The 23,948-nt window shown below is 38.1% G+C and carries 20 protein-coding genes, 2 tRNA genes and 4 rRNA genes; 4 read left to right on the top strand and 22 right to left on the bottom strand.

Going from position 1 to position 23,948, the window contains the following annotated elements; all coding sequences use genetic code 11:
• Window positions 1-24: 24 nt before the first annotated feature.
• The 14 genes from hemB to GQS55_RS00150 form a co-directional block, all read right to left on the bottom strand.
• Window positions 25-1,074 carry a porphobilinogen synthase gene (hemB, locus tag GQS55_RS00215; protein ID WP_442872168.1) on the bottom strand — a complete coding sequence of 350 codons (1,050 nt, stop codon included), beginning with the start codon at window positions 1,072-1,074 and terminating at the stop codon, window positions 25-27.
• Window positions 1,075-1,105: 31 nt separating this feature from the next.
• Window positions 1,106-2,986, bottom strand: coding sequence for a GGDEF domain-containing protein (locus GQS55_RS00210; RefSeq protein ID WP_159816814.1), 1,881 nt, complete (start codon window positions 2,984-2,986; stop codon window positions 1,106-1,108).
• 28 nt (window positions 2,987-3,014) lie between these two features.
• Entirely contained in the window at window positions 3,015-3,812 is a 798-nt protein-coding gene (locus tag GQS55_RS00205; RefSeq protein ID WP_159816812.1) for a TatD family hydrolase, read from the bottom strand.
• Window positions 3,812-4,327: a hypothetical protein gene (locus tag GQS55_RS00200; RefSeq protein WP_159816810.1), complete on the bottom strand. Its 516-nt coding sequence runs from the start codon at window positions 4,325-4,327 to the stop codon at window positions 3,812-3,814. The genes GQS55_RS00205 and GQS55_RS00200 overlap by 1 nt, the downstream gene beginning before the upstream one ends.
• A complete protein-coding gene (gene tatC / locus GQS55_RS00195; RefSeq protein WP_159816808.1) occupies window positions 4,324-5,106 on the bottom strand; it encodes a twin-arginine translocase subunit TatC in 783 nt (260 codons plus the stop codon). Before tatC ends, GQS55_RS00200 begins: the two co-directional genes overlap by 4 nt.
• A complete protein-coding gene (tatB, locus tag GQS55_RS00190) occupies window positions 5,106-5,537 on the bottom strand; it encodes a Sec-independent protein translocase protein TatB (RefSeq protein WP_159816807.1) in 432 nt (143 codons plus the stop codon). The genes tatC and tatB overlap by 1 nt, the downstream gene beginning before the upstream one ends.
• Before the next feature lie 3 nt (window positions 5,538-5,540).
• The gene (gene tatA, locus GQS55_RS00185; RefSeq protein WP_159816805.1) at window positions 5,541-5,789 is read right to left on the bottom strand and encodes a twin-arginine translocase TatA/TatE family subunit; all 249 of its coding nucleotides are present in this window, start codon (window positions 5,787-5,789) and stop codon (window positions 5,541-5,543) included.
• 142 nt (window positions 5,790-5,931) lie between these two features.
• Complete coding sequence (locus GQS55_RS00180) at window positions 5,932-7,479, bottom strand: putative bifunctional diguanylate cyclase/phosphodiesterase (RefSeq protein ID WP_159816803.1); 1,548 nt, start codon at window positions 7,477-7,479, stop codon at window positions 5,932-5,934.
• A 460-nt stretch (window positions 7,480-7,939) separates the two neighbouring features.
• Window positions 7,940-8,024, bottom strand: a tRNA-Tyr gene (locus GQS55_RS00175).
• Between the two features lie 42 nt (window positions 8,025-8,066).
• A 5S ribosomal RNA gene (gene rrf / locus GQS55_RS00170) occupies window positions 8,067-8,181 on the bottom strand.
• A gap of 99 nt (window positions 8,182-8,280) precedes the next feature.
• Window positions 8,281-8,395 (bottom strand): 5S ribosomal RNA (gene rrf, locus GQS55_RS00165).
• 209 nt (window positions 8,396-8,604) lie between these two features.
• Window positions 8,605-11,499: ribosomal RNA gene (locus GQS55_RS00160) — 23S ribosomal RNA — on the bottom strand.
• Window positions 11,500-11,936: 437 nt separating this feature from the next.
• Window positions 11,937-12,012 (bottom strand) — tRNA-Ala (locus GQS55_RS00155).
• A gap of 96 nt (window positions 12,013-12,108) precedes the next feature.
• Window positions 12,109-13,649, bottom strand: a 16S ribosomal RNA gene (locus tag GQS55_RS00150).
• Together the 16S, 23S and 5S rRNA genes with 2 tRNA genes alongside form the textbook arrangement of a ribosomal RNA operon.
• Window positions 13,650-14,483: 834 nt before the next feature.
• Here GQS55_RS00150 and GQS55_RS00145 point away from each other — a divergent pair.
• Window positions 14,484-15,029 carry a gamma carbonic anhydrase family protein gene (locus tag GQS55_RS00145; RefSeq protein ID WP_159816801.1) on the top strand — a complete coding sequence of 182 codons (546 nt, stop codon included), beginning with the start codon at window positions 14,484-14,486 and terminating at the stop codon, window positions 15,027-15,029.
• A gap of 57 nt (window positions 15,030-15,086) precedes the next feature.
• On the opposite strand, the gene GQS55_RS00140 is transcribed toward GQS55_RS00145, so the two are convergent.
• The 3 genes from GQS55_RS00140 to GQS55_RS00130 all read right to left on the bottom strand — a co-directional run bounded on the left by GQS55_RS00140 (window position 15,087) and on the right by GQS55_RS00130 (window position 16,960).
• The gene (locus GQS55_RS00140) at window positions 15,087-15,317 is read right to left on the bottom strand and encodes a hypothetical protein (protein WP_159816799.1); all 231 of its coding nucleotides are present in this window, start codon (window positions 15,315-15,317) and stop codon (window positions 15,087-15,089) included.
• Window positions 15,314-16,141, bottom strand: coding sequence for a shikimate dehydrogenase (gene aroE / locus GQS55_RS00135; RefSeq protein WP_159816797.1), 828 nt, complete (start codon window positions 16,139-16,141; stop codon window positions 15,314-15,316). The genes GQS55_RS00140 and aroE overlap by 4 nt, the downstream gene beginning before the upstream one ends.
• A 114-nt stretch (window positions 16,142-16,255) precedes the next feature.
• Window positions 16,256-16,960, bottom strand: a complete 705-nt coding sequence (locus GQS55_RS00130; protein ID WP_159816795.1) for an OmpW/AlkL family protein — start codon at window positions 16,958-16,960, stop codon at window positions 16,256-16,258.
• A 315-nt stretch (window positions 16,961-17,275) separates the two neighbouring features.
• On the opposite strand from GQS55_RS00130, the gene GQS55_RS00125 reads away from it, so the two are divergent.
• Window positions 17,276-17,683 carry a group II truncated hemoglobin gene (locus tag GQS55_RS00125; RefSeq protein ID WP_159816793.1) on the top strand — a complete coding sequence of 136 codons (408 nt, stop codon included), beginning with the start codon at window positions 17,276-17,278 and terminating at the stop codon, window positions 17,681-17,683.
• Between the two features lie 120 nt (window positions 17,684-17,803).
• Here the strand turns inward: GQS55_RS00125 and GQS55_RS00120 are convergent, their stop codons facing one another.
• A complete protein-coding gene (locus GQS55_RS00120; RefSeq protein ID WP_159816791.1) occupies window positions 17,804-18,361 on the bottom strand; it encodes a Sua5/YciO/YrdC/YwlC family protein in 558 nt (185 codons plus the stop codon).
• 270 nt (window positions 18,362-18,631) lie between these two features.
• Here GQS55_RS00120 and purE point away from each other — a divergent pair, with 270 nt between their 5' ends.
• Both purE and GQS55_RS00110 read left to right on the top strand, forming a co-directional pair.
• Entirely contained in the window at window positions 18,632-19,114 is a 483-nt protein-coding gene (gene purE / locus GQS55_RS00115; protein ID WP_159816789.1) for a 5-(carboxyamino)imidazole ribonucleotide mutase, read from the top strand.
• Window positions 19,115-19,123: 9 nt separating this feature from the next.
• Entirely contained in the window at window positions 19,124-20,281 is a 1,158-nt protein-coding gene (locus tag GQS55_RS00110; RefSeq protein WP_159816787.1) for a 5-(carboxyamino)imidazole ribonucleotide synthase, read from the top strand.
• Between the two features lie 69 nt (window positions 20,282-20,350).
• Here the strand turns inward: GQS55_RS00110 and GQS55_RS00105 are convergent, their stop codons facing one another.
• The 4 genes from GQS55_RS00105 to GQS55_RS00090 all read right to left on the bottom strand — a co-directional run bounded on the left by GQS55_RS00105 (window position 20,351) and on the right by GQS55_RS00090 (window position 23,833).
• Window positions 20,351-20,917 (bottom strand): DNA topoisomerase family protein, encoded by a 567-nt coding sequence (locus tag GQS55_RS00105; protein WP_159816785.1) that lies wholly within the window; start codon window positions 20,915-20,917, stop codon window positions 20,351-20,353.
• A gap of 121 nt (window positions 20,918-21,038) precedes the next feature.
• Window positions 21,039-21,512 (bottom strand): DUF494 family protein, encoded by a 474-nt coding sequence (locus tag GQS55_RS00100; RefSeq protein ID WP_159816783.1) that lies wholly within the window; start codon window positions 21,510-21,512, stop codon window positions 21,039-21,041.
• 26 nt (window positions 21,513-21,538) lie between these two features.
• Complete coding sequence (gene dprA, locus GQS55_RS00095) at window positions 21,539-22,678, bottom strand: DNA-processing protein DprA (protein WP_159816781.1); 1,140 nt, start codon at window positions 22,676-22,678, stop codon at window positions 21,539-21,541.
• 51 nt (window positions 22,679-22,729) lie between these two features.
• Window positions 22,730-23,833: a LysM peptidoglycan-binding domain-containing protein gene (locus GQS55_RS00090; RefSeq protein WP_159816779.1), complete on the bottom strand. Its 1,104-nt coding sequence runs from the start codon at window positions 23,831-23,833 to the stop codon at window positions 22,730-22,732.
• Window positions 23,834-23,948: the final 115 nt, after the last annotated feature.

Genomic DNA, 23,948 nt, shown 5'->3' with positions numbered 1-23,948 from the left:
GAGGCTAGCGAAAACGCATATAGGTTAACTATCTTCTTTTAACCACCTCGCCACTTGCTTAGCAAAATAAGTCAAAATCCCATCAGCACCAGCACGTTTAAAGCATAATAAACCTTCCATTACACATGGTTTCTCGGCTAACCAGCCATTTTGAATAGCAGACTTCAACATAGCGTATTCGCCACTTACTTGATATGCATAAGTAGGTACTTGAAAAGTATCTTTAACACGACGTACTACATCTAAATATGGCATACCAGGCTTCACCATTACCATATCTGCGCCTTCGGCAATATCTTGTGCAACTTCATGTAAAGCTTCATTGCTATTAGCAGGATCCATCTGATAAGTGTGCTTATTACCACCTTTGATATTACTTGATGATCCAACCGCATCACGAAATGGACCATAGTAATTAGATGCATACTTAGCAGAATAAGCGAGAATTTTAGTGTTAACAAAACCATGTTCTTCAAGCGCCATTCTAATAGCACCGACACGTCCATCCATCATATCTGATGGTGCAACAATATCAGCTCCAGCTTCGGCATGAGATAATGCTTGTTTCACTAAAATATCTTTAGTTACTTCATTTAATACATACCCTTCAGACCCTGCTTTATTCTCATCACTTTCGCTTAAAATACCGTCTTGCCCATGTGTTGTGAACGGGTCGAGAGCTACATCAGTTATTACGGCTAACTGAGGAAATTTAGCTTTTAATGCACGAACAGTACGTTGTGTTAAACCTTCTGGGTTATAAGATTCTTCAGCCATTAATGATTTAATATCATCTGGTGTTACAGGAAAAATCGCAATCGCGGGAATACCTAAATCTACTAACTCTTGGGCTTCTTCTAATAACAAGTCAATACTCTTACGTTCAACACCTGGCATAGATAGAATAGCTTCTCGTCTATTATCACCTTCTAAAACAAATACAGGGTAAATTAAATCATTTACAGTTAGTTGGTTTTCTGCCATTAAACGTCGAGTATATTCATCTTTACGCATACGGCGCATACGACGAGCTGGATATTGACCAAACATATTACTATTGCTATTCATTACCATTCTCCTAAATTTTTATCTTATTCAATAACGTTTATTGCGCTTTGTATTCTTGCGTTTGATTGCGTCCATGATTTTTTGCCTGATAAAGTGCCTTGTCTGCACAAGAAAATATCTGCTCTGGTGTTACATTTTCTTGTTGAACATAGGTAAAAATACCATTACTTACCGTTAATGAGATATTTTTATTGTCATATATAAAAGGTTGTTCAGCAATGCTTTCTCTTAATGTCTCTGACAGGGCTAAAGCCCCCTTAGCATCTGTATCAGGGAGAATTAAGCAAAACTCCTCCCCACCATATCGAAAAGCCATATCACTACTTCTTTTTAAACTCTTATTAATATACTGACTCACCCACGCAAGGCATTGATCTCCAGCTAAATGTCCATAAGTATCATTAACGCTTTTAAAGTGATCAATATCTATCAAAACAATACTTAAAGGAGTTAAATTACGCTTACTTCGACGATATTCAGCCAGGATTCTTTGATCATAAAAGCGACGATTATATAATCCGGTTAATTCATCAAGTGTATTTTTTTGCTCTAATTCTCGGTTAACTTCCTCTAACTCTTGCAAGGCAATATTCAGCTCTAAAGTGCGCTCTTGAACACGATTTTCCAAATCTTCTTGGGTTTGTGATTGTAAAGTGAATAGCTCTTCTTGCGCCCGTTCGGAATTTAGCTCACTAGTTAATGCTTGGCGTTGCGCTAACTGTTTATCAGCTAATTGATATCTATACTGGTAACTCAATATAAAAGTAATCATCAAAGCATTAAGCCAAAAAAGCATGCCATAAAATGAACTACGATAAGAGACAAAACCCATATCAAACCAGTTTACTGAAACAATCACAATTAATACAAAAATCAACTGAATAAGCATAACAAAGGTAAATAATAGTGCTAAACGAGCAGCAGATTTGTATAAATAAATACCAAGCACTATCAAGGAAAATTCTAACAATACATAAATAGCCATACTAATATTAATGTTATCAGCAATCGAGAGTTGAAGACTCACAGGCATATAGATTAATAGTGCCCAACAGACAGCTCGAACAACCCGGTGAATATTGTAAAATTTATTCTTTAAATTAAAAAACTGTGTACTGAAAGCTAATAAGAATATTGCCGATGTTGCTGACAATAAAGGAAGCTCAATACCAACTAGCCAAGTGAAAGCAGGAAAAAGGTAATACAAATTAAAACCGAGCATTACTGCAAGCATTAAACTATTACTTAAAAGGTATCCAAATAGAGCAATAATAGCTTTGCTACCAGTTCCAAAAAATAACAACATACATGCAATAGATAAGCAAAGTAAGCCACCTATGACAATCCCTTGTTGGAACTGTAAATTACTATTAGCTTCTATATAAGACTCTATTGAATAGACTTTCAAAGAAGAACGAAGTTGGGCAGAACTTGTAATCGCTACATAAATAGTAATTTTCGAATGAGGATAAACATTAACTTTAACACTACGGTTATTACTTCGTTGCAATTCCATCTTTTTCTTATCAATATCGTTATATTGATCTCGAATAAATAACGCCACCGCATTTATTCGTACTTGGTTTGCCATGTCGAGGTAAACTTTCTTTGTTTTATCGCTATTATTTACTAACTCAAAAGCAATCCAGTTTTCACCTGGCATTATTAACAGATCACCATTATTGAGGTGTACTTGTTGCCACTCATTACTGCTTAAATCATTTACTTCGTTAAGTTTATTTTGTTCTGGTTTGGCGATAAGTCGATATAAATAATCAACAATAAGGTGTTTATCTTCATCTAGGTTATACGATGGAATTTCAGCTTTTACCTGCGCGAAAGACATCATCAAAAAAGCAGAAATTACAATCAGTAAAATCTGTATGACTTTAAGCATTTGATGAAAAAATATTGGCATAATTAATGTTTATTCAAAAAATAAAATACTAAGAAGGTAAATCAAATACTTGTTGTGCATTAAGACTTGTTTGACTAATAAGCTCTTCAGGGGCAAGCGCTAGAATATTAGCAATTTTATCTACAATAAAAGGCAAGTAACTTGGTTCATTACGGTTACTTTTGGGTTTGGGATGCATCGTTCGTGGAATCAAATAAGGAGCGTCTGTTTCTACAAGCAGTCTATCTAAAGGAATCAAGTTGATTATCTCCTGTAAAGAAACACCTCTTCTTTCATCACAAACCCAACCAGTAATACCAATGTACATACCAACATCAACGCACTTCAACAGCTCTTCTTTATTTCCAGTAAAACAATGGGCAATCATAGCCGGCACTTGTTCAATGAAGGGATTTAATGCATCAAACCAAGTTTGAAAAGCATCTCGTTGATGTAAAAACAAAGGCTTATTAAGTTGCTTAGCTAACTGCATTTGTTCTTCAAATACTTTTAACTGTTGCGCTGGAGTAGAGAAATTTCGATTAAAGTCTAAACCACATTCACCTATTGCCTTAACACACGGTTGCTCAGCTAATTGAGATAAATCATTTAAATAATTTTCGGTTACAGCATCAGCATCATGCGGATGGACACCTACAGTTGTATATAAAGTATTAGAAAATTTTTGTTGATAATGTTGACATAGTGCTACTCCTTTTTTACTCTCATCAACATTAGTTCCCGTGATAATTAACTGGTTTACGCCTTTATTCTTAGCGCGAACAATGACTTCAGTTAAGTCTTTATCGAAACGTTTGTTGGTTAAGTTAACACCAATATCAATCATTATTTAAGTCGCTTAACTCGTATAGTTCGATTAAGGCCATCTTTTGATAAATACACTGAGCCAAAGCTACCTTTTTCTAAATTGATACGATCACCTACCAGTAACTTTAAACTAGTCGTGTCTGTTTGTTGCCATTTCTGACCATTTTCTAAATAAATTACCCACTGGCCGCGTATTAATTTTTTCAAGTTACTGATAGTTCCAGTAATACCTTCAATGTCTTTTTCAGGCTTTTTCAACGTTTCTTTAGCAAAATCGTCTATTCTTTTAGCTTCTTCCTGCTTAATAGGTTCAACTTTTGAAACTACTTCTTTAACCTGTGATTCTGGAACAGAGCTTAAAGGCGTTATATATTTATTTGATAACAGGTCAAAGCATTTAAGTCGTTGTTGATCATTCGATACCTGCATGCAGTGTGATAAACCATCGGTTAAATCACTTTTTTGGTTAGCAAGTGCATTAGTTGATATTACGACGAAAAACAAACTAAGCAGTGCAGTAATGTTTACTTTCATGAATCATCCTTATCGAGATCTTCATCTTCTTTGTGATATAACGAAGCTATAATAATGCCAACTTCAAACAACAGTAACATAGGTATAGCCAACATAGACTGAGAAATAATATCTGGTGGTGTTAACAGCATACCTATAACAAATGCACCTACAACAACATAGGGACGTTTTTTTCGTAAACTATTAGGAGAAGTTACTCCTGTCCAACACATTAATATAATAGCTACAGGGATTTCAAATGCCGCACCAAAAGCAAAAAACAATTTTAAAACAAAGTCTAAATAGCTACTAATATCAGTCGCAATAACTACTCCCTCGGGAGCAACCGACGTGAAAAAAGCAAAAATCACAGGAAAAACAGCAAAGTAAGCGAACGCTATTCCACTATAAAAAAGAAGTGTTGAGCCCAACATTAACGGGGCAATTAATTTCTTTTCATTTCGATAAAGTCCAGGCGCAATAAATGACCACATCTGATAAAGAATATATGGCATAGCAAGAAAAATAGAGAGAACTATTGTTAACTTAAAAGGGGCTAAAAAAGGTGATGCTACATCAGTAGCGATCATCTGTGAGCCAGATGGCATTGTTTGGAGTAATGGTTGCGCTAGATATTGATATATATCTTGAGCAAAATATACTAAGCAACAAAATACAACTATAACACCTAAAACAGCGTGAAGTAATCGGGTTCTTAATTCGAGTAGATGATCAAAAATTGTTACGCTTTTTTCTGACTCTAATGGTGCTGATTTTTCTTGCTCTGTAGCTGTATTCATTATTCTTTTTTATCTTTATCAATAGTAGGGACATTATTAACTTTATAAGATTCTGACTCATCATTACTTTCTACTAAAGGAGATTGATTTGACGTTGATGAAGGTATGTTGTTGTCATCTATACTCTTCGTATCCATGTTTTTAAATGGTTCTCTCACCATCTCAGCGGCTTCTTGTAGTGACTTAACAGACTCAGCAATTTCAGGGGATAGGTTTTTCATACCTCCCTGTTCTGCTTTTTTTAAATTAGCATGTAATTCGTGAATTCTTAACTCTTCTGTGAGCTCTGATTTCACATTATCACTAAAATTACGAACACCTGTTATCCAACCTCTTACGGTTCGAATAGCTACAGGTAAACGTTCTGGACCAAGTACAATAAGTCCCATAATACCAATAAGCATTAATTCCCAAAAACCGATATCGAACATGCGTTAAGCCTGACTGTTTTCTTTTTTGCTATCTTTTTGGTTAGCTTCACTTTTAGCTGCTATGTTATCAGTTAAAGTGTCTGCATCGGCTTCAGATTTAGTTGTAGAATCTTTTTCATCCGTTACTGCATTTTTAAAGCCTTTAATAGCTGAGCCTAAATCACCGCCCAAATTACGTAATTTTTTTGTACCAAATAATAAAACAATGATCACAGCAATAATTAATAATTGCCAAATACCGATGCCGCCCATAACAAACTCCTATAATCTATTTAACAGCAGTATACACCGAAACTCATTAACTAAACGAGTAAAAGACTATAAAGATTTAAGAAAATATTCAAGAAAATACAGTCAAACTTGAATGCAGTAGTTTTTCAGATAAGTTGGAAAGTTAGGCGCAGTTTTTGTCTTGGGTTTTAAGAGTAGTTATTTGTATCTTTTCAGGCTTATTAATATGATAACCTTGACCAAAATCACAACCAGCAGCATGAAGTTTTAACATAACAGCGTCAGTTTCTATACCTTCAGCTACTAATCGGTACCCATATTTGTCACCTAAATCATGCAAAGCTTTAACTAAGGGCAAATTTCTATTACTATTTTGTAAAGTACTTATAAATCCGCGATCTAATTTAATAAATTCGAAAGGGTAATTATGTAGAAAGCTGAAAGAAGACACACCTGATGCATAGTCATCTAATGCTAATTTTACCCCTGCCTTTTTCAATTTACGTAAACCTTTCAACGCTAACTCTTCATGATGAATAAATGCTTTTTCATTGAACTCTAAAATTAACCTTTGCGGATCAAATGACTGACTCTTAATTAGAGTTATCAACTTGTGCAACTGATTAGTTTGAGTTAAATGCCTACCAGATAAATTAATAGCAATAAAAGCATGTTGGTACTGAATATCATCCTGCAATAAATGTAACTGCCTTGCTACTTCTTCTACAACCCAGGTCTCAATTGCTAATATAATGCCGGTTTCTTCTGCCAAATATAAAAAGTCACTCGGTGTCTGCAACCCTTTTTTAGGATGATTCCAACGTAACAGTCCTTCAAAACCGATAACTTGTCCGCTATTTAAATCTGATATTTTTTGATAATGAAGCTCAAACTGTTGTTCAACAATAGCAACTCGTAACTCTTGTTCCAAAGTCATAGTAGCAATAAGTTTTTCACGCATACTTTCATCATAAAAAACATAACGACCACGCCCTAAACTTTTGGCTTGATACATTGCAGCATCTGCATCACGTAAAACTTCAACTGAACTATCATAAGATCTATTACATAGGGCAATTCCTATACTCGCACTAGAATATACGGTATTAGTGTCTATTTCATAAGGTTGTTCAATACTATTTATAATTCGATTAGAAACCTCTTCAGCATCATCAGATGTGAGTGAGTCTAATAATATAACAAATTCATCTCCACCAAGCCGTGCCAGAACATCATTTTCACGTACACATGTACTTAGTCGCTTAGCTATTTCGACAAGGAATATATCACCAGCATGATGACCTAACGTATCATTAATAAGCTTAAATCTATCTAAATCAATAAATAATACTGCGTATTGTTGATCTTGGTGTCGTTTCAAATGTCTAAGCGCACAACCGAGACGATCAGAAAACATCGCTCTATTAGGTAATTTAGTTAATACGTCATGGTGGGCATCAAAATAGAGCTGTTGATCAGCCTTATTTTTTTCGGATAGTTTTTGATGTAGTATTAAATTTTCAGTAACTAATTGTTGAGTTTTTTCTGTTACGAGGGCATCAAGTGTCAAGAGATACTCTTGCTTTAAAGCCTGATTATCTTCTTTAGCTCTTATGAGACTTTCATTCGCTAAGTTTAAAGCTATTGTTAAATATTGAATATCAGAACAGTCTGGCTCTGTAAATTCTTTATTTTTGCTCCTTGTAGGCATCAAGGTTCCTATACATGAGATGTATTAAACTTAGTGAAAATTTAAATCATACTATTTAATACCAATCTCACTAGCTATGTGATCATTTCTACTTGCTAAAATCACCAACTACATCGTTATTTATTTAATAATTAGAACAACTAGTTATTGAAATAAATGCCTTGTATTTGTCAATTTTTTCTACGTATAAAATTGTTCACCTAATTAATGAAACTGGTATAAGCATGATTTTTGAACGGTTAGTGTACCAAATTATGACCACTAGGCTAGTAATAAATAACCTTTTGATATAAAGATTTTATGGTCAGGAAATTTTAATATTTAAAGCGGGTATTTTTGAAGTTAAAAACACAATATATTGAAGAGATAATAGATAAATTCAGCTTATTTTATCTAATGCTAGTAATTAAATTAGTTTTAGACAAAAAAAAACCAGCATATAGCTGGTTTTTTAATAAGATGGTGGAGGGAGGTGGATTCGAACCACCGAAGGCGGAGCCGTCAGATTTACAGTCTGATCCCTTTGGCCACTCGGGAACCCCTCCACAGGGTCAACAAAACAATAAATTGATTTGTTTGAAGATGAAACCTAGCAATGTCCTACTCTCACATGGGAACTCCCACACTACCATCGGCGCTACTGCGTTTCACTTCTGAGTTCGGAATGGAATCAGGTGGGGCCACAGCGCTATTGTCGCTAGATAGAAACTTTAATTTTTTAATTTACTTATTAAATAACTTAAAAAATTAAAATTTTAGCAAAAAACCCGCAGCATCAGCTGCGGGTTTCTTTAATTAGAAGTTTAGCAATGTCCTACTCTCACATGGGAACTCCCACACTACCATCGGCGCTACTGCGTTTCACTTCTGAGTTCGGAATGGAGTCAGGTGGTACCACAGCGCTATTGTCGCTAAACAAAAAGGTTACAATCTTAGAAAGCTAACGTACACGGATGTACTAATGTCGATAATGTTCATGGATGAACGTTTTTATCGACTCTCTTTCGAGGTTTAAATATCGTTTTGTTCTTTATTCTGATTCAAGTAACACGTAAGTACGTGTGTTTTCTAATGTCAGTCTTCATACAATGCACTTCATAGTTCTAAAAACTACTTGGGTGTTGTATGGTTAAGCCTCACGGGCAATTAGTATCAGTTAGCTCAAGACCTCACAGCCCTTACACACCTGACCTATCAACGTTGTAGTCTCCAACGACCCTTTAGGGAGCTTAAAGCTCCAGTGAGAACTCATCTCAAAGCCTGCTTCCCGCTTAGATGCTTTCAGCGGTTATCAGTTCCGAACGTAGCTACCGGGCAATGCTATTGGCATAACAACCCGAACACCAGCGGTTCGTCCACTCCGGTCCTCTCGTACTAGGAGCAGCCCTCTTCAATTCTCAAACGCCCACGGCAGATAGGGACCGAACTGTCTCACGACGTTCTAAACCCAGCTCGCGTACCACTTTAAATGGCGAACAGCCATACCCTTGGGACCGACTTCAGCCCCAGGATGTGATGAGCCGACATCGAGGTGCCAAACACCGCCGTCGATATGAACTCTTGGGCGGTATCAGCCTGTTATCCCCGGAGTACCTTTTATCCGTTGAGCGATGGCCCTTCCATACAGAACCACCGGATCACTATGACCTACTTTCGTACCTGCTCGACGTGTCTGTCTCGCAGTTAAGCTGGCTTATGCCATTGCACTAACCGTATGATGTCCGACCATACTTAGCCAACCTTCGTGCTCCTCCGTTACTCTTTGGGAGGAGACCGCCCCAGTCAAACTACCCACCAGACAGTGTCCCCAAGCCCGATTAGGGCCCTAGGTTAGAACATCACGCATACAAGGGTGGTATTTCAAGATTGGCTCCACAAAATCTAGCGACTCTGTTTCAACGCCTCCCACCTATCCTACACATGTAGGAGCAATGTTCACTGTCAAGCTATAGTAAAGGTTCACGGGGTCTTTCCGTCTAGCCGCGGGTATACGGCATCTTAACCGCAAATTCAATTTCACTGAGTCTCGGGTGGAGACAGTGTGGCCATGATTACGCCATTCGTGCAGGTCGGAACTTACCCGACAAGGAATTTCGCTACCTTAGGACCGTTATAGTTACGGCCGCCGTTTACCGGGGCTTCGATCATCAGCTTCGACCTAAGTCTAACCGAATCAATTAACCTTCCGGCACCGGGCAGGCGTCACACCGTATACGTCATCTTTCGATTTTGCACAGTGCTGTGTTTTTAATAAACAGTTCCAGCCACCTGGTTACTTCGACTGCTCTGAGCTTAGGAAGCAAGTTCCATCACCCTGAGCAGCGTACCTTCTCCCGAAGTTACGGTACTATTTTGCCTAGTTCCTTCACCCGAGTTCTCTCAAGCGCCTTAGTATTCTCTACCTAACCACCTGTGTCGGTTTGGGGTACGGTTCCTATATATCTGAAGCTTAGAAGCTTTTCCTGGAAGCATGGCATCAATGACTTCATGTCCGTAGACACTCGTCTCGAGTCTCAGTGTTAACAGCAACCCGGATTTACCTAAGTCGCCCACCTACATTCTTTCACACGGACTACCAACGCCGTGCTCATCTAGCCTACTCCGTCCCTCCTTCGCAATATATAGAAGTACAGAAATATTAATCTGTTTCCCATCGACTACGCGTTTCCGCCTCGCCTTAGGGGCCGACTTACCCTGCCCTGATTAACATGGGACAGGAAACCTTGGTCTTTCGGCGGGGGAGTTTTTCACTCCCCTTATCGTTACTCATGTCAGCATTCGCACTTGTGATACCTCCAGCAAACTTCTCAATTCACCTTCAACGGCTTACACAACGCTCCCCTACCACTTAATCCTAAGATTAAATCCGCAGCTTCGGTGACTAGTTTAGCCCCGTTACATCTTCCGCGCAGACCGACTCGACTAGTGAGCTATTACGCTTTCTTTAAAGGATGGCTGCTTCTAAGCCAACCTCCTAGCTGTCTATGCCTTTCCACATCGTTTCCCACTTAACTAGTACTTTGGGACCTTAGCTGGCGGTCTGGGTTGTTTCCCTCTTCACAACGGACGTTAGCACCCGCAGTGTGTCTCCCGCATATCACTCATTGGTATTCGGAGTTTGCAAAGGGTTGGTAAGTCGGGATGACCCCCTAGCCTTAACAGTGCTCTACCCCCAATGGTGTTCGTGCGAGGCTCTACCTAAATAGATTTCGGGGAGAACCAGCTATCTCCCGGCTTGATTAGCCTTTCACTCCGACCCACAAGTCATCACCGCATTTTTCAACATACGTGTGTTCGGTCCTCCAGTTGATGTTACTCAACCTTCAACCTGCCCATGGGTAGATCGCCGGGTTTCGGGTCTATACCCTGCAACTAAACGCGCAGTTAACACTCGCTTTCGCTACGGCTCCCCTAATCGGTTAACCTTGCTACAGAATATAAGTCGCTGACCCATTATACAAAAGGTACGCAGTCACCCGACTAAATCGGGCTCCCACTGCTTGTACGTATGCGGTTTCAGGTTCTATTTCACTCCCCTCACAGGGGTTCTTTTCGCCTTTCCCTCACGGTACTGGTTCACTATCGGTCAGTTAGTAGTATTTAGCCTTGGAGGATGGTCCCCCCATATTCAGACAAAGTTTCACGTGCTCCGTCCTACTCGATTTCACTTAAAGGTTGCTTTAGTGTACGGGACTATCACCCTGTATCGTCTTACTTTCCAGTAAGTTCCACTAGCGCCCAATAAGCTTAAGGGCTGATTCGCGTTCGCTCGCCGCTACTAACGAAATCTCGGTTGATTTCTTTTCCTCGGGGTACTTAGATGTTTCAGTTCTCCCGGTTCGCTTCATTATCCTATGTATTCAGATAATGATACCTAGCTTATGCTAAGTGGGTTTCCCCATTCGGACATCTTTGGCTATAACGGTTTTTATCACCTCACCAAAGCTTTTCGCAGATTAACACGTCCTTCATCGCCTCTAACTGCCAAGGCATCCACCACATACGCTTAGTCACTTAACCATACAACCCTAAGTAGTCTTTTCTAATAAAAGAAATGAAAACAAAGTACACCGTGGAGACTAATCCACAGTAATTGTAAAGTCTGACATTTTCACGTACTCAATATATCCGAAGATATAAGATGAGTTACTTGATAAGACATCTTTGCTCTAAGAGCAAGTATGAATTCGATAATACATCCTTGGGGGATGCATTATCACCATTACAGCATTCACGATAAGAGAATGTCATAACAGCTTGGTATTTATACTGTAACAAACAACAGCGCGACACCGTGTTTGTTATATAAATACCGATATTTATATCAGCTTTCCAGATTGTTAAAGAACTAATTTTTAACTCACATTCGGTTAAAAACTTGGTTTAAAAAACCAAATTTAAAATCACTAAAAAGTGGATTTAAATTTGGTCTCTTTCTTCACATGAAAGAAGCAAGATGGTGGAGCTAAGCAGGATCGAACTGCTGACCTCCTGCGTGCAAGGCAGGCGCTCTCCCAGCTGAGCTATAGCCCCATCAGGGTTTCTTTCAATTTTGTTATCATGTAATTTGTGTGAATACTCTGAATATCTCTTAAAAGGGACATTCCATTATTCGTTTTTACTTCAAGATAAGGAGGTGATCCAACCCCAGGTTCCCCTAGGGTTACCTTGTTACGACTTCACCCCAGTCATGAAACACAAAGTGGTGACCGTCCTCCCGAAGGTTAAACTAGCCACTTCTTTTGCATCCCACTCCCATGGTGTGACGGGCGGTGTGTACAAGGCCCGGGAACGTATTCACCGTAGCATTCTGATCTACGATTACTAGCGATTCCGACTTCACGGAGTCGAGTTGCAGACTCCGATCCGGACTACGACAAGCTTTGTGGGATTCGCTCAACCTCGCGGTATTGCTGCCCTCTGTACCTGCCATTGTAGCACGTGTGTAGCCCATCCCGTAAGGGCCATGATGACTTGACGTCGTCCCCACCTTCCTCCGGTTTATCACCGGCAGTCTCCTTAGAGTTCCCGCCATAACGCGCTGGCAAATAAGGATAGGGGTTGCGCTCGTTGCGGGACTTAACCCAACATTTCACAACACGAGCTGACGACAGCCATGCAGCACCTGTCACAGAGTTCCCGAAGGCACAAGTCTATCTCTAGTCTCTTCTCTGGATGTCAAGGGATGGTAAGGTTCTTCGCGTTGCATCGAATTAAACCACATGCTCCACCGCTTGTGCGGGCCCCCGTCAATTCATTTGAGTTTTAACCTTGCGGCCGTACTCCCCAGGCGGTCAACTTAGTGCGTTAGCTGCGCCACTCACGTCTCAAGGACACAAACGGCTAGTTGACATCGTTTACGGCGTGGACTACCAGGGTATCTAATCCTGTTCGCTCCCCACGCTTTCGTTCCTCAGCGTCAGTATCTGTCCAGGTGGCCGCCTTCGCCACTGATGTTCCTTCCAATCTCTACGCATTTCACCGCTACACTGGAAATTCCACCACCCTCTACAGTACTCTAGTCTACCAGTTCAAAATGCAGTTCCAAGGTTGAGCCCTGGGCTTTCACATCTTGCTTAATAGACCGCCTACGAACGCTTTACGCCCAGTAATTCCGATTAACGCTTGCACCCCTCGTATTACCGCGGCTGCTGGCACGAAGTTAGCCGGTGCTTCTTCTGTTGTTAACGTCACAGAATGCAGCTATTAACTACATCCCTTTCCTCACAACTGAAAGTGCTTTACAACCCGAAGGCCTTCTTCACACACGCGGCATGGCTGCATCAGGCTTTCGCCCATTGTGCAATATTCCCCACTGCTGCCTCCCGTAGGAGTCTGGGCCGTGTCTCAGTCCCAGTGTGGCTGATCATCCTCTCAAACCAGCTAGAGATCGTCGCCTTGGTGAGCCATTACCTCACCAACTAGCTAATCTCACTTGGGCTAATCAAATGGCGAGAGGTCCGAAGATCCCCCCCTTTGGTCCGTAGACGTTATGCGGTATTAGCAGTCGTTTCCAACTGTTGTCCCCCACCATAAGGCATATTCCCAAGCATTACTCACCCGTCCGCCGCTCGTCAGCAGATAGCAAGCTATCTCTGTTACCGCTCGACTTGCATGTGTTAAGCCTGCCGCCAGCGTTCAATCTGAGCCATGATCAAACTCTTCAATTAAAAATCGTTTGTGTAACCTCACCATTCTTACCTAAGTAAAAGTGATGTGTTACTGCTCAATGAATTCTGTCGTGATACCAGCAAAGCTGATATCGCATTACATAGTCGCCACCTATCTCGCTAGAAATAAGTAACTATATTTATTTGCATGAACATCATTCATTAAGCGTTTTTTTGTTCCGCTTTCCTAAGAAAGAAGAACTATGTAAAAACAAGTTAATGTGAGTATTCACACAAATTGCATGATAACTAATTGTTAAAGAAGATATCGAGTAACTAGGTTAGTCGATATAGATGAGAGTCGCATTCGCTCTTCACCTAAACGATTTAAGTTGAACCATTGTCTAACTTGAATCGTGTTGCTCGTTGCTGTTGCCCCGAAGCAGGATGCGTATCATACGCTTCCGAGTTTTAATGTCAACGTTTTATTTTGATTTTTTAAAAGTTTTTGCAAACTCTTAAACACTTCATTTTAAAACGTTAAGTTAACTATTTATCATTAAATGAAAGTAGATAACTTATTAAAACAGTCCGTTGATGATTCGTTTTGCCTGAACCCCTTGGAACTGGAGCGCATTGTATAGATTTCTTTTACTGGGTCAACTGTTATTTATCAAAAAGTTCAATTATTTGTTTAAGTGCTCAACAATGATACAAACCTTATTGATATTGCCGTTTAAACAGACAACACCTTCGTTTTTGGTCGAATTATAAAACCCTAAACAAGTACAACTATTGATCTTCTCTACCCATTTTTTCCTTCATTTATTAAGTTACCGATATTTTTATGCTATTTTGCTTAAAGCTTTTACTAAATTTTATTTAAGGTATTTTATGTCTACTGCTAATTTAAGAACATACAACGGGATATCCCCTATTTTAGGTCATGCTAATTATATTGATTCTAGTTCAGTACTTGTTGGCGATATAACCTTAGGCGCTGATGTGAGTATTTGGCCATTAGTGGCTGCCCGTGGTGATGTCAACCTAATCACTATAGGAGCCAGAACTAATGTTCAAGATGGTAGCGTTCTGCATGTAACTCGCAAAAGCGAACATAATCCAAATGGAAATCCACTCATAATTGGTGAAGATGTAACTATTGGTCATAAATGTATGTTGCATGGTTGTACTTTAGGCGATCGTATTCTAGTTGGTATGGGAGCAATCATTATGGATGGTGCTGTTGTTCAAGATGATGTATTTATTGGTGCAGGTAGTTTAGTGCCTCCGAATAAAACTCTACTCAGTGGTTACCTATATATGGGGAACCCGATAAAACAGGCAAGAAAATTAAAAGAAAGTGAAGCTGACTTTCTAAAAAAATCAGCTGAAAACTATGTCGAGTTGAAAAATGACTACTTAAATCAAAAGAATTAGAGTTCATTCAATGATTTGATGACTCACTATACTATATAGACAGTGTTTAATGAGTCATCATATTTTAATATGAATATCATTTCCCTCTAGTTCATTTTTCTCTAACCAGAGCTCAGCAACTTCTTCTAAGTCGTACTTTGTACAATCATCAATAGCTTTTAATTTTTCAAGTTCAGTCGAATGAAAGTATATTGTCGCTTTTTGCCCTGATATTTGAGCAGTAAGACACCATGCGCATTCTTCTATACTAAAGGAGAAATCATCATTAAATAATATTGCTTGGTTCAAAATTTATACCTATAAAAAAGAGATGACTTTAATTTCGCTATAACAGAATCAACATTTGGTCTTATGCCTCTCCAAATATAGAAGCTTTCCGCAGCTTGGCCCACAAGCATTCCCAGTCCATCAATAACTTGCTTAGCCTTTAGTTCTGTTGCTTTTTTCAAGAAAGGGGTAAGTTCCTTCCCGTAAGTCATATCGTAGCAAACACTATTTTCAGTGATAAGCTTTTCAGCTATGGGCAACCCTGCCCCTGTTAAACCAGCAGACGTTGCATTAATAATAACATCAAACACCTGTTCATTTGCTTCTTCAAATGAGCAAGCTGAAAGAGGTTCATTTGTATATTGTTCAACAATCGCTTGAGCTTTAGAAACGGTTCTATTAGCAATTGTTAAACTTTTGGGAGCTTTATTCAATAAAGGTAACACTACGCCTTTTGAAGCACCGCCAGCACCCAGTAATAATATACGACTATTTTCAAGGCAGACATTATGGGCTAGTAAATCATTTACTAAACCAACACCATCGGTAGTATCACCATAAATCTTACCATTTTTAAAAGTTAGCGTATTAACAGCCCCAGAAAATTTCGCATGCTCTGTTAACTCATCACACATCGCCATTGCTTGTTCTTTGAATGGTGCTGTCACATTAGCGCCCTTACCACCCTGTGCAATAAATTCTGTTACAGCTTCATTAAAACCATTTAGTTCAGCAAATTGAATTTCATAATTAAGTACTTGTTCAGTTGCCAGTGCGAATGACTGATGAATTAAAGGTGAACGAGATTGCTTAATAGGGTTACCAAAAACACGATATTGATCCATGAAAATAGCCTTATAGAAATAGTATAAGTAGCCTAACTGAATTATCATTTTAAAAATACAAAAAAGCAGTAATAAATTACTGCTTTTTGTTCTGGTTTAGACAAATTAATTTTATTAAAATTTATAACCGAGCATAACTGAATATACCATTGGGTTGATATCTACTGCAGCGCTACCTTTTCCTGATAATCCTACATTTAATGGATCGGCTAAATCAAATTTTGCATCTGTTTCAATATTTATATAACGAGCTGAAATATTAAGTGACCAATTTTCATCAAGTTCGTAATCCATACCCACTTGAAGTGACAAACCAAAAGAGTTATCTAATTCTAGATCGCTAAACCCTGCCGCTTTTGGTGTTGATGTGAATTTTTCATCAAATATAATTGTGTAATTAATACCTGCACCAATATAAGGTTTAAATGCTGTGCCTGTGTCAAAATAATATAATGCACTTAACGTTGGTGGTAAGTGAGTAACTTCAGCAAGATTAGCACCATTAAGATCAATACCATACAAAGAGCTTGTAACCCCATCAGGGTCTTGTAACTTAACATCATGAGTAAATGGTGTAGCGGCAAGTAGCTCGATAGCCCAGTTACTATCAAAAAAGTAAACTAGGTTCAAACCAAGCTGAGTATTATCATCCACAGTAAGAGATAATGGCGTAAGTGTGCCATCTAATGCTACGCCGGCAGATCCTGAATCTGGAGAAACCATTGTTGCACCACCACGAACGATTATATCGCCGGCTTGGTTAGCTAAAGTTGGTAGAGAAAGTGATAATAATGCGATTGCTAATATAGAGTGTTTCATGTTTTTATGTCCTTTAATTATTTAGGGACATAATAATCCTACCACCAACAAAAACCTTGATCTCAGACAATGTTTTTTAGTGAAAAAACAAAAGTGATTTCAAAGTTGATTTCGATCAAGTATTTACTCTAATTATGGCTGTTATCTAGCCTAATAATGACTCCATATCATTTGTTATTAACGTTGCGGCTTTTTATTAACCTTATTAAATATGCCTTCATTATCAACTAAGGTTATAATGTTTGAATATAGTAATATAAATTTCTTACCTTATTAACCATCAATATGTTTAGCAAACTTAAAAGAATAATTTCCATGATCACCAAATCAAACAATCATAACTTGCAAGAAAACAGCTTATATCAGCTTATTGGTGGAGAATCAGCTACTCGTAACTTAGCTGAAGCATTCTATGATGAAATGGAAACTAATATTCATTTACAAGAATTATTAGCCATTCACAAACAGCCTTTAGATAATATCAGACAGAAGTTTTTTGAATTTCTGTCTGGCTGGCTCGGTGGACCAAGATTATTTGAGCAAAAATATGGCCATCCACAGCTTAGAGCAAGACATATGCCTTTTCAGGTGACTAAAAAGCAGCGTGATTTATGGATGCTTTGCATGAATAATGCAATGAAAAAGGTGATTAACAATAATGAAATTGAGCAACATCTAAGACAAGCTTTTGATCAAATGGCCTCACATATGGTCAATTGCTAACAATACTTGTAAAAATTCTTATGTTTAATATAGTTACAGATGAAAGGCTATCCACCTAAAACAGATAGCCATAATCATTTAATGCAATAAAAACTGATATACACTCTCGAATTCTAACAACTACGCTCTGAATGTTTCACCCGTTAAGGCATCAATAATGGTTGAAGGTTGTGTAAACCCTAACGTTTTACCTTTAATAATAAAATCTATTTTCGATGCTAATTCATCATTATTTTCTAACGCTTGCCACGTCATTGCAGGTTCACTTCCTGAAAGGTTCGCACTAGTTGAAATGATAGGTTTGTTCGTTTGTTTACATAATGCTACAACATCTGGTTGATCTGTCACTCTCACGGCAATGGTATTGAACCTTCCTGTTAGCCAAGCGGCTGTATTATTATTCTTAGGCATAACTTGTGTAATCCCATTCGGCCATCTAGATAAAACGGTATACCTTTTATCAGGTGGAATAAGATCATCATTAATATAAGGCAATAATTGTGAATAATTAGCCGCAAGTAAGATAAGGCCTTTCTCAACAGGTCTATTTTTCAAAGCTAATAATTTTTCAACCGCTTGCTCATTGTCGGGATCACAGCCCAAGCCAAATACACCTTCAGTTGGATAAGCGATAATGCCTCCACTTAAAAACACATCAACAACAGATCTTTCGTCCACAATACACTCTTTCAATAAACTTCTATGCTGCAATCTTAACAAAGTGGGCTAGAGAACACCTAATAGCAATTTCATTAAATTGATATTAGGTGTGCCACGTTATATTAATGCGCTGAGAACGGTTAAAAATTTGTATCGTATTACAATAGAATCTATCAATGAAAAACTTCATTATTCCGTATTGCGTGAAACAAGGTTATAATTACAGGCTTCTTTATTAACCTTGTTCATTTAGCTAGAACATTATACTTTTTCAAAGGGCGTAAATTCATGACAGTGGGTATTATCATGGGGTCAAAATCAGATTGGCCAACAATGCAACATGCAGCAGAAATGCTTGATCTATTAGGTGTAAAATATGAAACCAAAGTTGTTTCTGCTCACCGTACTCCTCATTTGTTAGCTGAATACGCAGAAGGTGCTAAAGATAGAGGCATTAAAGTTATTATTGGTGGTGCTGGTGGTGCTGCTCACCTACCAGGCATGACGGCCGCATATACTTGCTTACCTGTTCTTGGAGTTCCAGTTCAATCTAAAGCGCTTAATGGGCAAGACTCATTATTATCTATTGTACAAATGCCTAAAGGTATAGCCGTAGGTACTTTAGCTATAGGTACCGCTGGTGCAGCCAACGCAGGTTTACTTGCAGCCCAAATCATTGGTACGTTTGATGAAAAAATTCAAAAAAATATTGAAGAATTTAGAAAAAATCAAACGCAAACTATTTTAAATAATCCAAATCCAGCAGAATAAGCATTCATAATGAAAAAAGTTCTTGTACTTGGTGCCGGTCAACTCGCTCGCATGATGGAGTTAGCAGGCACACCTTTAAATTTAGATGTGAAAGCATTTGATGTAAGAAGCCTTAAAGTCGTTCAACCTATTAGCCCTGAGCATATTTATGGTGATTTAGCACAAGGAATTACCAATGCTGAAGTAATCACCGCCGAATTTGAGCATGTTGCACATGACACGCTTGCTGAATGTGAGCAGTCGAATAAACTATTTCCGAGTAGTAATGCAATAAAGATAGGTGGTGATAGACGCTTAGAAAAAGCGCTACTTGAATCATGCAATGTTGCTAATGCAAAACATTTTTTTATTCAAACAAAAGAAGATTTTGCTGCAGCTTTAGCATCATTAACGTTACCGGTCATTTTTAAAAGTGCCTTAGAAGGTTACGACGGTAAAGGTCAATGGCGCTTAAAATCAGTAGAAGACGCGGATAGTATCTGGCAAGACATGGAGAGCTTTCTCAAATCCTCAACAACATCTGTTAAACAAGGTATTGTTGCGGAACAGATGATCAACTTTGACCGAGAAGTTTCTCTTATTGGAGTACGCAGCAGAAATGGTGATGTTGCCGCTTACCCGTTAACTGAGAACCATCATACACAAGGTGTATTGAGTGTATCTGTTGCCGTAAAAGTTGATGAAGTATTACAGAAGCAAGCAGCGCAGGTTTTTAAAGCTATATCCGATGAACTAAATTATGTGGGTGTGTTAGCTATAGAATTTTTCCAAGTGGGTAATCAACTGCTAGTAAACGAAATAGCACCACGCGTTCACAACTCTGGGCATTGGACTCAGCAAGGCGCCGATACTTGCCAGTTCGAAAATCACTTAAGAGCGATTTGCGACTTACCATTAGGTAGTACCGCTTTAGTTAGACCAACGGCAATGGTTAATATCATTGGTGAAGATACAGTCTCTGACGAAGTACTATCGATTCCAAGTGTTACTATTCATTGGTATAACAAAGATAAACGTGCCGGTCGTAAAATGGGTCATATTAACGTGAGTGGTGAGAATGAATTAGTGCTAGCGCAACGCTTAAGCGCGTTATCAAAGCTATTGTCGCAATCAGCATTCCCGGATCTAAATGACTTTTCGACTAGCTACCTTAATAAACATAGTTAAGCATTCATAATTAAACGTCAGTATTATTAACGATGTTTAACTAAAAAAGACGCTAATTAGCGTCTTTTTTTATGGTGTTATCTTTTGCATTGCTGAGCACTTTTTACTGGCACATTGATACTTGACGCCTGCAGCCATATTTCGTTTTAATAATAGAGGATAGTCGCATTGCTGACATGTTCCTACTACTGGTTCAAAATTAACAATAAACTTGCACTTGGGATAAGCATCACACGAATAAAACTTTTTACCAAAGCGGCTCGTCTTTTCTTTAATTAAACCTTTTTTACAATTAGGGCACGATATATCAGCTAATTCATTAGGCTCATCATGCTCAATGTAATCACAATCGGGGAAGTTACTACAACCGATAAACATACCATATCGACCTTGTTTTACAGCTAAATTATGATTGCATTTAGGACATTCGCTGCCTTGAAGAATTTTATCTTCAACACGCTCATTTTCAACAACGGGTCTAGTGTAAGCACAACTAGGATAATTAACACATCCTAAAAAAGGTCCACTTTTACCATGCTTAATAGAAAGTTCAGAGCCACATTCTGGGCACACTTGATATTCTTTCTCTAAAGCATGTTCGTGATGGGAGAATAAAGGATTATCTGACTTGGACATTGTCTGTTGATCTATAGCCGCTATTTACATAACAAGATAAGTTATTATGCCATAATTGTTGTTTAAACAATATGGCAACATTAACTGACTTAATAATTAAGCCAGTTAATAACAAATGGTATTAATGTAAAGGGCCTTCTTGCTCTTCAAAAATGAGCTCTTCCATCTGCGAGTAAGCATTTTCCTGACCAGGAACATTGAAGAGAACCATTAAAATAACCCACTTCAGATCATCTATAGAGAAATGATTAGTATCTAATTCCATTACTCTATCAATTACCATTTCACGCGTTGTAAAATCTAGTACATTTACTTGCTCTAAAAATAGAATGAAGCCTCGACTTTCTGTATCGAGAAACTGCATTTCGTTTTCAGTATAAATACGAAAAGATTTATTACCTACACGTGTTAAACAAGGATAAGCATCAGAATCTTGTAAAGCACTTAGTTTTTCTAACCAATTAAGCGCCTTATATATCTCATCTTGATGAAAACCTGCTCGCGTTAATTCATCCGTCAATATGTCATGATCAACCATGACTTCGGCTTCACTATGTATATAATTTTCAAACAAATACATTAAAATATCGAACATAACTAGCCCCTTATTCCTTATGATTATTATTTATGTAATCTAAGGTAGCCTCCGGGTACTGCAGCTACCAGACCATTCAACTCTAATATTGTTAACCGCGTTAGCACTTCTTCAACAGGTAGCTTACTTCTTGAAACCACTTTATCTACAGGCGTAATTTCAAATCCCACACTAGCCAACAATTCATCAACAAACAAGTCCTTATTTGACCTTTTTTCATCAATTTCTTTATTTATAAATAATTGAGGTTTATGTTGTGGCTTCAATTGTGAATCAAAATTATCGATAAATGCTAACTCATCCATTATATCGGCAGATTCCTCTACAAGTTTAGCTCCTTGTTTAATTAACCAGTGACAGCCTTTTGCTTGAGGGTTGTTAATACCGCTAGGTATTGAAAAAACATCACGATTTTGTTCTAAAGCACAACGTGCTGTTATAAGTGAACCACTTTGCAAAGCAGCCTCTACGACTAAAACGCCCACACTTAACCCGCTAATAATACGATTTCGCTTAGGAAAGTGCCCTGGTTTAGGTGAAGTTCCAGGTAAAAACTCACTAATGATGGCCCCTTCTTTTTCAAGAATCGTAGCCACTAGATCTCGATGCCTTGCTGGATAAATTTTATCAAGCCCAGTAGCAACAACGGCAATAGTACTTGCACAAGTCGTTAACGCTCCTTTATGCGCGGCAGCATCAATACCTAAAGCTAAACCGCTTGTAACAACTAACCCATTTTTAACCAATTGTTGTGCTATTTCAAAAGCCGTCTCTCGACCATTAATACTGGCTGAACGGCTGCCAACAATAGCCAATTGAGTTTGATTTAATAGTTTTGTATTACCTTGTACAAAAAGCACTAAAGGTGGATCGTAAATCTGTTTAAGCAACTGCGGATAAACCGGATCATCAAATACAATTATTTCGCTACGACAACGATCGCTACTGCTAATAATATCGTCAATTTTTTGCCAATCTGGTTGGTAAAATGAAGCGAGCTGTTTTGCTGTTAAATTATTTGCTGATGTTAAACTAGGATTGTTTTTTACTGAAGATGAAAAAAGCGCGGTTAAACCATAAGACTCAACTAGCGTTAATTTTTTATGAATAGCTAATCGTGGTACCAGCTTTAAAGCTAGCCAATAATGAATTTTGCTTTTTTGCACTTGCCTTCTCCCTAAGACACTTACCTTTAATACAAAACTTTATAGTACACTTTATTCTGGAGCAGTAATTACATCATTTAATCGTGCGGGTTTTTCTGTTCTCAATATTAACGCCATACTTACTTGTTGATAAACTTTAAAAACCATCAACTCACCTAAATACTCTTCAGGCATTTTATAGCTTGAACCATTAGGTGTTAACAAACGGTCCCATAGAGTAGCTTCTTCTGTATATTCAGGGCCTGTTCTTGTTTTTAGTACACTTGGACTTAAACGTTTTATCGCCATGACATCACCAATGGTCACGTCATCCTCAAAGCCGCGATTAAGCATCACTACTTCTAGTTTTCCAAATTCACGTCCATTACTTGTCGCTTTAATAATTGAACCACGAAATGATTTATCTGCAGCTTTCATAGTAAAAACTGATGGGAACATTTGCCCTTCATGTACAGGTACAACATAATCACCCGAACGTATTTCTCGTTTGGCTGTACTCACTTTTAGTGTTGCTGGCGTATCATCTTCTATATTACCGCTACCAACTGCTTGACCTGTAGCAACTAAGTCAACATAAAAACCAAGTGACTCATCTGTTTCAGGATCAATAATCTCCTCGCCTTTATTATAAATAGCATACGTTTTTGATAATGATAAATCTTTATCAACATAAACTTTGAAGCCATTAATACTTGATCTATAACCTTCATCACTACCAATCACATGAGGGAATTGTTCAAGTTGCTCTGCGCTAAAGAGGTGGTCGTACTTAATATATGGTGCTATTACTTTTAAAGGTAATAACTTAATTGCAGTATCAGCTTTATTTTTTTTCCTGATTTTAGGTGACCACTTATAACTTGGTTTACTACTACTTGCCTTAAGAAGTAATTGTGGTTCACCATTTTCATCAAAGATTAGCGATATTGTGTCACCAGGATAAATTAAATGCGGATTTTTTATTTCAGGATTTAAACGCCAAAGTTTAGGCCAAAGCCATGGCTGATTAAGAAAAATGGAGGAAATATCCCAAAGAGTATCACCCTTCTTAACTATGTAAGTCGTTGGTGCATCATCATTAATCTTTAATTGTTCTGCGAGTGAAATGAAAGGACATGCAAACAACGTAAGTATTAACATTATTTTTTTTAGCATGTGACTCGTTCCTTTATTATGGTTTTTCATGCTTTTATAGAAATGCTGTATTATTAATTGCTATAATGTTAAACATAACACTCTAAAAGCATTATCGCTAATTCTTTTATCAAAC

The sequence above is a fragment of the Colwellia sp. 20A7 genome (genome assembly GCF_009832865.1).
GTDB lineage: Bacteria > Pseudomonadota > Gammaproteobacteria > Enterobacterales > Alteromonadaceae > Colwellia.
Note: the sequence above shows the minus strand (reverse complement) of the source record. Positions and strands in the feature narration are given on the sequence as shown.

What these genes read in the sequence shown, in the direction of transcription:
- hemB (WP_442872168.1), bottom strand. Translation starts at nt 1,074, where the DNA reads ATGGTAATGAATAGCAATAGTAATATGTTTGGTCAATATCCAGCTCGT.
- GQS55_RS00210 (WP_159816814.1), bottom strand. Translation starts at nt 2,986, where the DNA reads ATGCCAATATTTTTTCATCAAATGCTTAAAGTCATACAGATTTTACTG.
- GQS55_RS00205 (WP_159816812.1), bottom strand. Translation starts at nt 3,812, where the DNA reads ATGATTGATATTGGTGTTAACTTAACCAACAAACGTTTCGATAAAGAC.
- GQS55_RS00200 (WP_159816810.1), bottom strand. Translation starts at nt 4,327, where the DNA reads ATGAAAGTAAACATTACTGCACTGCTTAGTTTGTTTTTCGTCGTAATA.
- tatC (WP_159816808.1), bottom strand. Translation starts at nt 5,106, where the DNA reads ATGAATACAGCTACAGAGCAAGAAAAATCAGCACCATTAGAGTCAGAA.
- tatB (WP_159816807.1), bottom strand. Translation starts at nt 5,537, where the DNA reads ATGTTCGATATCGGTTTTTGGGAATTAATGCTTATTGGTATTATGGGA.
- tatA (WP_159816805.1), bottom strand. Translation starts at nt 5,789, where the DNA reads ATGGGCGGCATCGGTATTTGGCAATTATTAATTATTGCTGTGATCATT.
- GQS55_RS00180 (WP_159816803.1), bottom strand. Translation starts at nt 7,479, where the DNA reads ATGCCTACAAGGAGCAAAAATAAAGAATTTACAGAGCCAGACTGTTCT.
- GQS55_RS00145 (WP_159816801.1), top strand. Translation starts at nt 14,484, where the DNA reads ATGTCTACTGCTAATTTAAGAACATACAACGGGATATCCCCTATTTTA.
- aroE (WP_159816797.1), bottom strand. Translation starts at nt 16,141, where the DNA reads ATGGATCAATATCGTGTTTTTGGTAACCCTATTAAGCAATCTCGTTCA.
- GQS55_RS00130 (WP_159816795.1), bottom strand. Translation starts at nt 16,960, where the DNA reads ATGAAACACTCTATATTAGCAATCGCATTATTATCACTTTCTCTACCA.
- GQS55_RS00125 (WP_159816793.1), top strand. Translation starts at nt 17,276, where the DNA reads ATGATCACCAAATCAAACAATCATAACTTGCAAGAAAACAGCTTATAT.
- purE (WP_159816789.1), top strand. Translation starts at nt 18,632, where the DNA reads ATGACAGTGGGTATTATCATGGGGTCAAAATCAGATTGGCCAACAATG.
- GQS55_RS00110 (WP_159816787.1), top strand. Translation starts at nt 19,124, where the DNA reads ATGAAAAAAGTTCTTGTACTTGGTGCCGGTCAACTCGCTCGCATGATG.
- GQS55_RS00105 (WP_159816785.1), bottom strand. Translation starts at nt 20,917, where the DNA reads ATGTCCAAGTCAGATAATCCTTTATTCTCCCATCACGAACATGCTTTA.
- GQS55_RS00100 (WP_159816783.1), bottom strand. Translation starts at nt 21,512, where the DNA reads ATGTTCGATATTTTAATGTATTTGTTTGAAAATTATATACATAGTGAA.
- GQS55_RS00090 (WP_159816779.1), bottom strand. Translation starts at nt 23,833, where the DNA reads ATGCTAAAAAAAATAATGTTAATACTTACGTTGTTTGCATGTCCTTTC.